The 13,195-nt window shown below is 44.0% G+C and carries 9 protein-coding genes and 1 pseudogene; 1 reads left to right on the top strand and 9 read right to left on the bottom strand.

Annotated features, from left to right (window positions below; translation table 11 throughout):
- Positions 1–20: 20 nt before the first annotated feature.
- From UA76_RS05675 to UA76_RS05665, 3 genes are all read right to left on the bottom strand, one after another.
- The gene (locus tag UA76_RS05675; RefSeq protein ID WP_047043906.1) at positions 21–2,174 is read right to left on the bottom strand and encodes a TonB-dependent siderophore receptor; all 2,154 of its coding nucleotides are present in this window, start codon (positions 2,172–2,174) and stop codon (positions 21–23) included.
- Positions 2,175–2,358: 184 nt separating this feature from the next.
- Positions 2,359–3,240 carry an AraC family transcriptional regulator gene (locus UA76_RS05670; protein WP_047043904.1) on the bottom strand — a complete coding sequence of 294 codons (882 nt, stop codon included), beginning with the start codon at positions 3,238–3,240 and terminating at the stop codon, positions 2,359–2,361.
- Positions 3,241–3,546: 306 nt separating this feature from the next.
- Positions 3,547–4,311 carry a hypothetical protein gene (locus UA76_RS05665; RefSeq protein WP_052771962.1) on the bottom strand — a complete coding sequence of 255 codons (765 nt, stop codon included), beginning with the start codon at positions 4,309–4,311 and terminating at the stop codon, positions 3,547–3,549.
- A 230-nt stretch (positions 4,312–4,541) separates the two neighbouring features.
- Between UA76_RS05665 and UA76_RS05660 the strand changes: the two genes are divergently transcribed.
- A complete protein-coding gene (locus UA76_RS05660) occupies positions 4,542–5,456 on the top strand; it encodes a LysR family transcriptional regulator (RefSeq protein ID WP_047043902.1) in 915 nt (304 codons plus the stop codon).
- A 24-nt stretch (positions 5,457–5,480) separates the two neighbouring features.
- On the opposite strand, the pseudogene UA76_RS05655 reads toward UA76_RS05660, so the two are convergent.
- The 6 genes and pseudogenes from UA76_RS05655 to UA76_RS05635 form a co-directional block, all read right to left on the bottom strand.
- A pseudogene (locus UA76_RS05655) lies at positions 5,481–6,904 on the bottom strand (phospholipase D family protein).
- A 60-nt stretch (positions 6,905–6,964) separates the two neighbouring features.
- A complete protein-coding gene (locus UA76_RS05650) occupies positions 6,965–8,146 on the bottom strand; it encodes a C45 family autoproteolytic acyltransferase/hydrolase (RefSeq protein ID WP_047043901.1) in 1,182 nt (393 codons plus the stop codon).
- Between the two features lie 292 nt (positions 8,147–8,438).
- The gene (locus UA76_RS05645; RefSeq protein WP_047043899.1) at positions 8,439–9,830 is read right to left on the bottom strand and encodes an FUSC family protein; all 1,392 of its coding nucleotides are present in this window, start codon (positions 9,828–9,830) and stop codon (positions 8,439–8,441) included.
- A gap of 35 nt (positions 9,831–9,865) precedes the next feature.
- Positions 9,866–10,723, bottom strand: coding sequence for an HlyD family secretion protein (locus UA76_RS05640; protein ID WP_047043897.1), 858 nt, complete (start codon positions 10,721–10,723; stop codon positions 9,866–9,868).
- Positions 10,724–10,736: 13 nt separating this feature from the next.
- On the bottom strand, positions 10,737–10,940 hold the full coding sequence (locus UA76_RS22900) for a DUF1656 domain-containing protein (protein ID WP_075202542.1): 204 nt from the start codon (positions 10,938–10,940) through the stop codon (positions 10,737–10,739).
- Positions 10,941–11,081: 141 nt separating this feature from the next.
- On the bottom strand, positions 11,082–13,058 hold the full coding sequence (locus UA76_RS05635) for a carboxylesterase family protein (protein ID WP_047043895.1): 1,977 nt from the start codon (positions 13,056–13,058) through the stop codon (positions 11,082–11,084).
- Positions 13,059–13,195: the final 137 nt, after the last annotated feature.

Here is a 13,195-nt window from a genome sequence, read left to right as displayed (position 1 = left end):
TCCTATTAAACAAACCTAAATTAGAAGCTTGTTTTGAAGTTCAACTCAATAGTTCGTTCTTCACCGTACCAGCAGTTGGTTTGGTCGTAACAAGTGAAGTATTCCTCCCCAAATAGGTTGTTAGCGAGCAAGTTCACTGTCATTCCAGATAGGGATTCACTCATGTAACCCAACTCATATCCAACAGATAGGTCGACAACTGTGTAAGCCGGAACCTTACCTTGGGTGTTGGTTGCATCCATTTGCATTTCGCCTGTGTAGCGAACACCACCACTTAGGCGTGTACCCGACAACGGACCTTCAAACCAACGGTAGTTAGACCAAAGATTTGCTGCATGTTCTGGAACATAGATTGGTGTTGTTCCTTGCAGCCCGTTCGCACTGTCTTTGGTGATTTCCATATCGGTGTATGTATAGTTAGCTGCCACATCAAACTCAGAAGTTAGCTGAATCATCCCTTCAAGTTCTATACCTTGCGAGCGGATTTGACCTACCTGAAGTTGATCTTGGAAGTCAGCTGAACTTGGGTCGGTCACCAATACATCATTTTTCTCGATTCTAAATAGCGACGCCGATGCCGTTTTGCTGTAGTCCGAAGACTGATACTTCACACCCACTTCGATTTGCTCACCTGTTTCTGGCTCATACGCTTCACCGAATGAAGAAGTCCCCGATACAGGTTGGAAGCTAGTTGCGTAGTTGGCAAATGGCGAAATGCCGTTGTCCAATTCATACAATGCACCAACACGGTAAGAGAATGAACTGTCGTCTGCTTCGGTGTATGAGCCCGCGTAATCGCTGCTAGTTTTATAGGTATCGTAGCGACCACCAGCAATCACAACTAAACGGTCATAGCGAATTTGGTCTTGCAGATAGACACCTAGTTGGCGAAGCTTAATATCATCACGTACTTCAAATGCTTTTGTTAGCGAATCACGGTTGATTAGGTCATTGTTTGGATTAAAGATATTGAAATCCCCAAACTGACTTGTACTGCCGTATTCCGCATAAACCGACGAGCCCTTAAGGTGTTGGTAATCCAAACCTAGCAATAGGTTATGTTCAACTTCACCTGTGACAATGTAACCTGAAAGTTGGTTATCAATTGTGTATCCTTTTGACTCTTCATCTGTGCTGTAAATATTACGGTCTAGATTACCCGTTGTTGGGTCCCAGTGGCCGTAATAATCGCTGTGGTAAGTATTCTCTTGGTAGAGTTCAGCGTCGGTATAACGGAAGTTCTGTAGGAAGTTCCAGTCGCTCGCGATTTGGTGGTCAATCTTATAACCGAGCATCAAGAATTCACGTTCGAACGTACTCCAGTTCTTATCACCAACAAACGTATTTGGCGTCGTAGTCCCGTTCGGATTGTCCGTCAGTGATCCTGATGATGGCATTGCTGAGTTAATGCCCATCTCTGGATCATTCTGGTAATACATGTTGAAGTTGATCAACGTGCGGTCTGATACCTGCCAGTTCAGTGATGGCGCAAATACGTATCGCTCTTCTTTCGTGTGGTCGACTTGACCGTCACGCTGGCGTGCAAGGCCGATGATACGATAACTAAATGGACCATCACCGATTTGACCGGTTGAATCAATTGAAAACTCAACAAGGTTACGCGAACCGCTAGCGGCGATCACTTCTGTGCTCGACTCTTTCTGCGGTGTTTTCGCGATCATGTTGACCATGCCACCTGGTGGCATTGCACCGTAAAGTACCGATGTTGGCCCTTTGAAGATCTCTACTTGCTGAATGGCAATGGGATCAATCTGTGGTTGAAGGTTCCAACCATTTAGGAACTGAAGTGCTAAACCGTCGTAGTAGCTCTGCTGTACGTCAAAACCGCGGATGTTGAAAGTGTCGTACATGGTAACCGAGCCACCCTTCTGCTCTGTTACGACACCCGGCGCGTATCGTAGCGCTTGGTTTAATGACTTAACACCACGATTCTCTAGTGTTTCGCTATCGATAATTGTAATGGCTTGCGGAGTTTCTTCAGGCTCTAGAGAAGTTTTGGTTGCCGTATTTCGGTAGGTTTGGCCTAGTACCGAAATCGTTTCAATCTCTGAGTTGTTTGATTCTGTAGCTTGAGCGTGAGCAAATGACGAGACCATCATTGCGGCAGCAATGGCCGCGCTTAGAGGCGTCTTGCAAAATGTGTTGATTTTCATCAGTCCCTGCTTTTTCTAATTTAGAAATATAATTGCGAATTATTATCGTTTGCAATTGTATTGACTAAATTTGAAAAAACATAACAATTTGGTGCATGTTTACAGTCTGATGTGAGTTTTTTGTCAGTAACAGGCGAGTTTAGATTGACGTAACACGGATCAACGCGTCAGGAAGGATCAAAAATTAAGCTTTGCGGATCGGCAACCAATACTCTGCTACAAACTCTTTGCTATCACTCTCGCCTCGATAAATTTCAAGTTCGGGCCCGTCAACAGCAATGTAGCCCGAAGATGGCAACCAATGTATAACCAACCACGCTACCGCCTGTGCAAAGTGCTGTATTTCTCCTGAATAAGGCAAGACGGCAAAATCATTTTCAGGCACTTCAACACATTCTAAGTCAGAATGGACAAGCTCACTGCCTGCTAAATAGTTCAACTCCCCTAAGGTGTCGCTTCCACTAGGTTCTATATCGATAACACCAATCCAAGTTTGGATATCTTTTGTTTTGTCGCCAATAGCCTGCTTATAAGATTGCCAGGCCTTTGGTACGGACTGCGCATAATCCGGATTTGCTGCCATCACGCCCATCACCTTTCGATTTACACCGAATACAGAAAAGCTAGCGGCATGCTCAATTCTTACCTGAAAGAAGCCTTTTACAGAATCAGAATCAATATAGTTTGCGTATGCTGGGCGAATACAGGGTGCCTTAATACCATCACGAGTCCCTCGCTTTTGGTACTTTTTCGGGCTTAAGCCAAAATAGGCACTAAATGCACGGCTAAACGCAACTTCAGAACCAAAACCAAATTGATAGGCAATCTCCACCATTTTGGTTTGACCGCAAAGCACATGTTCTGCAGCGCGTGATAGCTTTTGCTCGCGGACGTATTGAGCAACACTCACCCCAGTGAAGTTTTGAAATACGCGTTGCAGTTGCCATCGAGACCAACAGCTCATCGACGCGAGATCGTGAAGAGAAAGAGGTTGTTCAAGGTTATTGTCGATATAGGAGATAACGGCTTCAATTCGATTTAGGGCATAGCTATCCGACTGTTTCATTACTCAACCTACGCTCCATAGACGATAACGTCCCATTACACAATAATAAGGACACTTCTAATGCCGAGTATTTTACTCACCTACCGTCACCATTGAAACCCAAACTTCTCATGGTGCAATTCACATAAATTCTACCCTTCCAATACGGCAATAGGTCATGACGCAAAACGTAGAAAAGCCGCAGGGTTAACTGCGGCTTTGAAGCGAAAGGAAAAACCAGACCAACTCATACTTAGCGGTGAATCATCGGCGAGGTCTTCTTTTCACTTATCCTGTTTAGGTGGACTTTTAGACTTTTAACAGGAATTAGAAGTAAAACTTGTAGTTCGCCCACACTACTGTGTCGTCGATATTAATGCTCTGTACATCGTTCTTCATGTAGCCTGAAGTATTATCAACGCGCAATTGACCCCAACGTGTTTTATCGGCAGCGAATGGTGTTGCGATCATCAAAGTGGCTTTCAAAAGTGAAGTCTCGATATCACCATCTAAGTAGTTGTATTCCGGCCATGCACCGATGTAAGTGCCATCGTCGCCTAATTGATACATCATATAAAATGCTGCTGAGCCACCCACAGCTTCTTTGTCATTTGCATTAAATGCCGCAACTGAAGTATCTGAGTATTCCCCCGCTAACACACCTAGGCGTGGAAATAACTGAAGGCCTTCAACACCTGCATTTACTGCTAACACACCGCCCAATGAAGCAGACGTGAACATCGCATTATCAATCACATCAAGAGAAACAGCGGCGCGCGGTACGGTTTGATTTTGAGTGGTGAATACGTGGAAGTATTGTAAGCGACTATCGGAATACTTCCCTTCTTTTGTCATGGTGCCTTCAACTGTAAGCATTCCCGTTTGGCCATTGTCAAAATCGAAGTCACCAGAAATCGATCCTTTGAGCGCCCCTTGGTTATTTAGACCAAAGAAAGCTGACGTGCTCGTCTCGGTTAAATCAGAAGGGTTAGGCGTCGATTCCTCGGCCATCGCGAAGTTTGTCATGCCAGAGTCGTCAAAGCGAGTGTGAGTGCGGTGAGTTTTTTCATTATTAATACCTATGCAATACATTTTTATCTCCCTCTGTTGGTAGAAACCATTTCTACCTTGTCTCCGTACTGCTGATATTTTTATTCATATTTATCGAATCACTAACTCTCTTGTGAAGGACGTCACCCTTCCAAAAACGATCTGATTAGCCGATATGACGTCACAACTCTTAAGTAAAATGATGGCAACCTCCTGTTTCAGTGATACGTTTAGTACATAATTTTTTGTTACATTTAGGGAGTTCCAGATCAATGAATTTTAGCATTGAACAACTCTTGGCCTTTGTGACGGTTTATGAAGAGCGCTCATTCAGTAAGGCAGCTGCTAGACTCAACAAACACCGCACCACTACAGGACAAGTTATCGCCAATTTGGAAGACATTCTTGCCGTTGAACTTTTTGAACGAATTGGCCGCAAAGTGGAACCCACCGAAGAAGGACAACTTCTTTATCACTACGCCAAATCAACGATTGATCAGTCCAAGATTTTCGACAAGATTGCACTGAGTCTTTCCTACGGAGGGTTAGAGCGTATCAACTTTGCCTATTCGAGCGTTGTCCCGCATGGCGTGCTTTCAACAATACGCGAGCAGCTTGCTGAAGACTTCCCCAACATGCGCGTTAACTTCTTGGTGAAAACTAAAGAAGAAGTGGAAGAAGGAATTAACAATGGTGACATCCACTTTGGGCTCGTCAACATCGACAACAGTAAAGGTATGTATGGCAAAGACTCGACGCTTATCGGTCATGTCGAATTCCTGCCCTTCGTAAAAAAAGGCGGGGAGCTATCTAAATTACCAAAAGATGAAGTGTTATCAGCACTCCGCACGACAAGACAATTTGTATTGCGAGCGTTTGTGAATGATGGCCTTAAGGATAAAATTATTGTCTCTGCCGACAACGAAGAAGTCGACCAACTTGCACTGGCGATCAAGCTTATTCAAAGCGATTTGGGTTGGGCGTGGCTACCTAAAGTACTGTCGGAATCTCAGTACGTTACAGATAACCTGGAACCCCTTAAGCTTGCTGAATTGAAAAATGGAATGAAGTTTTCATTTGGCCTTTGGAACACGCACTCAAAACCTATCCTACAGATCAAAAAGTCCATCATTAAAGCGGTGGATTCTTACATCAAACATTTCAAATCGATTCAATCTCAATCATAAAAAAGGGGCGTATCGCCCCTTTTTCTATAACTCTAGCTCTAGACCCATTTGCCTAAACATCCAATCAGTAACACGGTGTGCTCCGCCATAGTTTGGATTATTAGTGGTGACTTCATCGCCCGACTCCCAAACCGTATTATCACTTTCATCTCGCTAACTTGCCAAAACAAATCACTTTGTTGCCTAGTTAAGTAGTGTTTTACCTGCTCGGCAAAATCTGTGCTGTCGACAAACAAACCGAACTCTATATTGAGAAAATCCGACCTTGGGTCAAAGTTCGACGACCCAATGTAGGTCATCTGAGAATCAATGATGACCGTCTTATTATGATAGTACGTGTCCACGTGGAAATAGTGGTCATCATTTTTCGCTTTATCTTTGTACTCAAATAGTTTGACGTCTGCGTTTAACATTAAGTCTCGACTCGTCTGATAGATTGCAGGAACAAATCCAGAATCATTGGAACTAGAGGAATTGGTAAACAGCTCGACTTCCACATCATGCTCGCGCAGCTTATCAATAAAGGACAACTTCCCCTCTACAGGAATAATGTAGGGTGACGAAATCACAACGTGTTTTGTATTATCTAAACGATCATTCACTACGTTTTCAGCACGCGCCCTAAAATACGGCTGTAAATCCTCGATCTTTTCTCTAGAGTCGAATACAGGCATAACCGAAGCCGCTAGAAAATCGATACGCCCTAACGACGCCACCGTGTTTTCTATATGGGCATCTAATGACGAGTCTTGATCAACTGAAAGGGCAAGCGCTTTATAAAAGTTAGGGTAGGTACGGCTTGCTTCAACATTAATTTTCTCTGTTGCCTCAACCACTAAATCGCTATCCCATAACTCATGGTAGTTGTTAGAAAAAGGCTCGATGACTTCGCCTCGGAATAAGACATCCATATCGAAAAAATTACCGACTTGGCTATACCCAAAGTATGCATTCCCGATATTTCGGCCGCCTAAGATCATCCATTGCTGGTCAACGTTAAAGTATTTTTCATGCAGTCTATGATCCAGTGTGTCACGATGACCAACGAAATCGACCGCCCTACCCAACCATCCAGTCTTGCGTGAGTTAAACGCGTTAAAAAGGCGTATTTCAATATTGTGGTGATGGTTTAACTCAGCGAGCCATTTTTCATTAAAAACTAACAGGTCGTCAAGAGTAAGTCTGACCTTTACTCCGCGATCCGCTGCATGTTTAATTTCATTGAGTAACTTGAGGCCAACTAGATCTTTGTCCCATGAGAAGTAGGTCATATCAATACTCTGTTGAGCTTTTCTCACTAGGTCAATCCTTCTCGCCAGCGACTCGGGTGCGCTAGGAATCAGGTATACCTCGCTTTGATACGTCGTCGGTTGCCAGTTTTGTTCAAAATCATTTTCAACTTCAGGAAATGAAGCGGCACATCCCACTGCCAACGAAACAAACACCATGAGTAAAAATCTACTTAAGGTTTGTTTATACACGCTAATGTGCCTCATGCTCGAAAGTTCTTAGCTTTGTTTGAATAGAGATTTTACATCGACATGTGCCCAATCAGATTCACTGCCCAGTGCTGGTAGCTTCACCCACATTTGCAAGTCGTTAAGGTCAGCCACAACTTGGTAGTTAGTGAGATCCACGTCTTGGTTAATTGGTTTAGTGACGCCGCCATTCTCTTTAAAGCTGCCATCGGCTTCATAAAGAGGTAAATCGAAGATGTCTCGCATTGTCTGTGTGTTAATGCGGCCCGCTTGCTCATCATGACGTGCGTTTAAGTTGTCAAAACGTTTTAGTGAGAAGCTCAGTGTTTCACGTTTACCTAAACCCCAATCAGGATTTAAGAAGGTATTTACCGTGGCAAAGGATGATGCACCTTTGTCTGATACACGTTTGCGGTTCTCTTGAATAGTATTTTCATACGCACATGCTTGACCGTTTTGGTCTGCAACCATCCAAATTGAGGCAACGTCCGTTCTTGAAGCTTGGAAGCGAGCGCTTAGAGCTTCAGCAGTATTTGATTCTGTCATGTAGTCGAACACAGAGTTCAAGAAAGAAGGCTTCTCAATTGACACAATGTTACCGCCCATAGACGTACCATCGTGCAAATCTGTGTACACACCTTTGTCGTTGAAACCTGTTACAAACCAAGTCCAACCAGGCCAGCTCACATTAACCACGCCATTTGAACCGTCTGTCGGGTTGTAAACTGTTGCATAAACTGGGAAGTCTAAAAACAGTTCATTCCAATCCATGTTGCGGCCAATCATTGTGTTTTGATTGACTGTATTCTCACCCCAGGTCGCCAAAGAAGAACAGCCAGAAAATGAATGCAACTTACCTAGATAAATAGCCATTGGACCACTTTGGTCTAATACTACCACTTTTTCTACCGGCCAGTTTAGTGAGTCTGCAACACCTTGGAAGTACTGTTTGCGGCGCAGCGATAGGGCTTCAAATACTCGTGAACCAAATAGTTCAAAAGCGTCCGCTTGAGAAATCAGTCCCTTGTCAAATTCAGGTTGTACAATAACGTCGTACATTGCTTGCATGTGCTTGCCTGCAAGTGCGCCGTACTGCTGGCCCATCTCGAACCAAGAGCCATTAAGTTGCAGTACATACAGCATGTCTTCTGCGGTTGCGAACATAGTACCGTTTTGAAACTCAGCTGTTTTAGTTAAAGTTGAAGTAGTCATAGTAACCTCTCAATTAAGTGTGTGTTTGTTTGCTTAAGTTGGGGTTATTTTATGTAGTATTTTAATAATCTAACAATTCATTATGACGGACTGGACACGTCATAGACTCAGATATTCCAGCTAAATTTAGCTTCATGAAAACAACACGTTAGTTACCATCTAAGGTAAATCCACGTAAACCCATCATCAGTGATGGGTTTAAATTGAAATGCTCAGATAAAAAAAACCAACGAGTTACACCAGCTAAATTAAGCTCAGTAAAACGCGTTGGTATTAGGCATAAATACAAAGGCTAGGAATGCTTGTGTTGCAGGCCCACATAGCTTGGCAATCCTTCAAACAGAAGTGCATAGAATCGTACGATGGCCATAACAACAAACAGGAACACCAACATCATTAATGGCGACACTATATTGTAGCTAGGCGTAAGCTCTGTCGCGCTACCGACCATATTAATCAATGCATTTCCCATCAGCACTTTTACTGATCCTAGGTTGAGTAACTCAAACAATTTGTACCACCCCACAACATTTATGAAGAAGATAAGGGCCAGTTGCCACGACTCAGTGAGCGTTGGAAACACCAACACGTATTGCGCCAGAATAGACCCAGCGAAAACGGTATAAAGCATGATTACTGGGGTAGCCAGTTTTGCTGGAGCTTGTGAAACATTAACCGCAATAATCAGACCAAACACTGGCAGCAACGCGCCCCCTGGAGCTGGCAGATAAAGCCACATCACGATAACCGTTATTGCTACACCAAGCGACACGGCAATACCTTTCCATCGATTCGGTTTTACATCCTGCACCAACTGTTCAGCCCTAGCGGTCGGTAGCTTACTTAACCTTGCGATTGCTTGTTTATCGCCATCATTAAGTGCTGATTTTGCATCGGTAAGTGCAGCGCGTAGCGATTCGTTTGAAACCGAACTCCGCCCTTCTGTACGTTTTTTAAGTTCGCTTACGCAGTACATCAACCCCTTTACTGCATGTTGTAGAATCGCTTTTTTTTCAGCCAGCTCAGTTTTCTTACTCGACGGTAAGGCAATGAGATCGCTGAGCAATTTTACATTTTTTGCCATTGGCTTTATGTCTAACGGCGGTACATCAAAGTTGTTTCTACCTTCGTCTAATTGGCTTGAACTCTCTCTATCGAGCGCTTCCTCAATCTTAGCGGTGGTATCATTTGCAATGCGATAAAACTCACTTTCAGTTGTCACCGGCCATACCAGTCGATAGACGAGCGAGAACACCACAACACCTAAAAGTGTTTCTTGTAGACGCAAAATCGCTGTTGATAAGCCTGCGGCTCCGCTATCGATACCAGCACTGGTGATCACTAAGCAAACGGTGATCGCAATATTGAATAGATAGCCACGCTTGGTGTCAAACCCCATGTAAACGCAAAAACTAAGAAAGCTCAATATCGCCACAAAGAAACCGAGTGGTGACTGCGAGAATAAACTCAATATGACAAACGCCACAACAGCGCCGAGCAAGGTTCCTACAGCCCTATTTTGAGACTTTAATGCGGAAAAACCATAAACATTAGTGAGCGATAATACGAACACAGTCAACATCGCCCAAGAGGTTTTTTGCCAGCCTAACCAATGCACTACCATCATGGTCAGTGATAAGGCTAAACCTGTTTTGATCGCCTCTTTTGTACTTTGTGAAAACATACCGTCACCTCACTTTATGACTCAATAGGCATCAATTACTTATTGATTTGTACTGACGCGGTCATACCCACACGAAGTTGAACATCGTTCGGTACGACTGTCAGTTTCACTTTTACCGGGATGCGTTGCGCAAGTCGGATCCACTGGAAGTTAGGGTTAACGGTTGGAAGTAATGAATACCCCGTACTGCCATCAACTTTTGAGATACCGTATCCCACGCTTTCTACATGGCCTTCAAGCACACGGTTTTGGTCAGACAATAGCGTCACGTTTGCTGTTTTATTCACATCGACATCAGATAAATCCGTCTCTTTGAAAAAACCTTCAATCCAAAAACTATCGGAGTCAATTAGAGCAACAACCGGGTTATTGGCAACCACCTGTGCACCGACATGGTGACGCAGGTTTGTCACGTATCCGTTCGCTGGTGCTTTGACCTCGGTATAGCTTAGGTTCAACAGTGCATCCTCTACTGATGCTTCGGCCACAGACAAGTTCGCTTTAGCCGTATCAACCGCGGTCTCATAGTTGTTAAGTGTTAATGTTGGAACCGCGCCTGGTGAGCGCTGTTCAAGCGCCACAGCACGAAGAAGCTCGTTCTGCGCTTTAGCTAACAAAGCATCTGCTTGCTCTTTGGCTGCTTTTGCCTTGAGTAATGCGACTTTATAGGGCCTTTGGTCGACGACAAAGAGAACATCGCCTTTGTTCACCTGAGCATTGTCTTGAATGTTGAGTTGCGTGATTGCGCCAGTAACACGAGGGGTTACCTGTACAACATGGGCACGTACCTGACCATCACGGGTCCATGGATTTTGTACATAATGAAAGTAGTAAGTTGCCGCAGAGCCAATTGCTGCGATCGCGAGTACGAGAGTGACTAAATAACGTTTCATTGGAGTTCACCGTTTATACAATTGGTAGCAATAGGCTAAGTGCACAACAAAGGAGTACAAAAACACTTAACTCGAAGATAGCTGGCGCAGCGATAAAGCGATAAGTGCCCGTTTTAGCTGCGACAGCGGATATTAAATTAGTCGCCATATAAGCAATGAAAGCGACCACTAAGAATGGTGGAAGGTAAACTTCCCCCAAAGTAAATTCATGTGGCATATCCCACCTCTGGATTCATCAAAATATTAAAATTGGATAACAAGCGTGACTAACAGTGAGGTTTCCTTACCTCTTTACATGCCTGCTTCTTTAGACCTGTTTGGCAGACGGATAGCGTACTTAGTTAGGATTAGGGGTTCGTTAGAAATAGTTGGCAAGAATTCCGAGTTCCTGCAGACCAAGTAGACGACCGTTACTTAGCGCTGGATCATCACCTGCATTACCATAGCGGTCCCAATCAAGCGCAAGTCCGTAACCACCCTCTTGGTCAAACTCCAGTACACTATCGCTTGATGCGTCATAGCGATAGTTGTCAAACAACTCGTCGCTAAACCATAGACGGGACATCTGCGCCATCAGTGCTTTATCTTTTTTCGACGGTGATACCGCGCTACCATCAAGTTTTAACGCCTTGTTAAACACAAATGGTAATTCCGAAGCGTTACATGCACCGCTGATACAACTGATGCTCTTGAGCAGGTCAATCTCATCCACATCGCCTTGTTCACCTTTGGTGTTATATGTCCAAACATTAAAACTTGGCTTGTAGGCAAAGTGATAGAGCGTCACGTTTTGTTCAGACTCCAACGCCTTCTGACGACTTGGGCCTGCAAAAATCATGTCGTTCATCATCATTTTAAACTGGCTCATGTTACCCAGTGCTAAACCGAGATCAGATTCGTTGTGTGGCGCAAAGTCATTCAAAGCTAAAAGTTCTGATGTTTTATCGGTACTGTCTTTACCAAAGAACAGCTTGCTTACCGCTTCATAAGCTGTGTCTGGTAGGGTTGGCAAGTCCAAATCAACCGTTACATCGTCACCTTTAAGAGCAGCTATTGCTTTCTCGACGTTTTCATCATCGCTTAACCAAGTAGATACTGCGGTTTCTAATTCCGAAACAGATACACTCTCTACATCACCTTCTGGAGAATCTGCTAATAACTCAACTATCTTTGGAATTAAGAAGGTCAACCGTGGCAACATGCTCATCGTACTGGCATCATCGGCGTTAGAGCCAATCACGGTTGGCACCGAAAAGTCATAGTCGAATGGCTGTTTTTGGTAGTCAGAACACGTCGTAATCGCGCTTGTTTTATGACAAAGCATGTATGGCGAAAATGGCATAAGCGTACCCATTGGCGTTCGTTCAGAGGCCGTTGATAAACCAACACCTTTAAGTGCCCAACTCACTATCTGGTTTGGTAAGCTCAAAATGCTTGCTTGTTCCGCCAAAATTTCTTCTACCGAAGCATGCTGAAGATCGAGTTTGTCATCCTGACTCTTTGCACTTTTGTAATTGCGATACTCAAAACCATAAGGGTTACTTTGCATGATCGCACGTTGGAAATAGTGCGAAGGCAAGGTGCCTTCTTGCATCTTTTGCTGCAACAAACCGATCGACATGGCACCTGAACCTTGGCCAATCACCGTAACGTTGCGGCTATCGCCACCTAGGTCGCCTACATTGTTCTGCACCCATTCAAGCGCACGAACTTGATCCCCTAACCCGTAGTTACCATCTTCATTTTCACCTTTAACCCAGTGACTGCCCAATACACCAAGACGATAATTAAAACTGATCATGATAAAAGGACTATTGTCATCAACGCCTTGGGCTACTACTGTATCACCGTGAACTAAAGGCTCAGAGCTGGCACCATATTCAAAGTCACCACCATGTATAAAGACATAAACCGGAAGATCATCACCGGCTTGTACCGTATCTGGACGCCAAATGTTTAAGTTCAAGCAATCTTCATCTTGGTTTTCGCTTGTCTGTTTCAATTGTGGGCAAGCAAACCCAAATTGAGTTGCATCGACTTTGCCACTCAAATCGATCACCTGACTTGGTGAGAAGCGTTCAGCGGTTGCGTAATCTATACCTTTAAGCGCTTGTACGTTAACACGGACTTGCTCACCATTTTGGCGGTCGACAACAACAGACTCACGTTGAGCTTCTATGTTGGCATAACCAAGATCGATATTGATCATCTGAGAAGGCTCTGGTTTTAGTGGCTCTGGTTTGGTAGGAGCCGGTTGGCTATCTGCACTGCCACCACCACAGGCAGTTAGCATTGCCGAAATACCAAGAGTAATAAGTGTATTTTGCGTTTTCATTTTATAATCCACTTTGTTTGAATTTGAATGTTATGCTCAAACAAGCGTGTCCATGCGCTATACACATTCCTTTTGAATCGTTTGTGCTGACTTGCGAATGATTATAAGTAGGCATGATTGATCAAGTTAATCGCATA

Source organism: Vibrio mexicanus, from assembly GCF_001012815.1.
GTDB classification, from domain to species: Bacteria; Pseudomonadota; Gammaproteobacteria; order Enterobacterales; family Vibrionaceae; genus Vibrio; species Vibrio mexicanus.
Note: the sequence above shows the minus strand (reverse complement) of the source record. Positions and strands in the feature narration are given on the sequence as shown.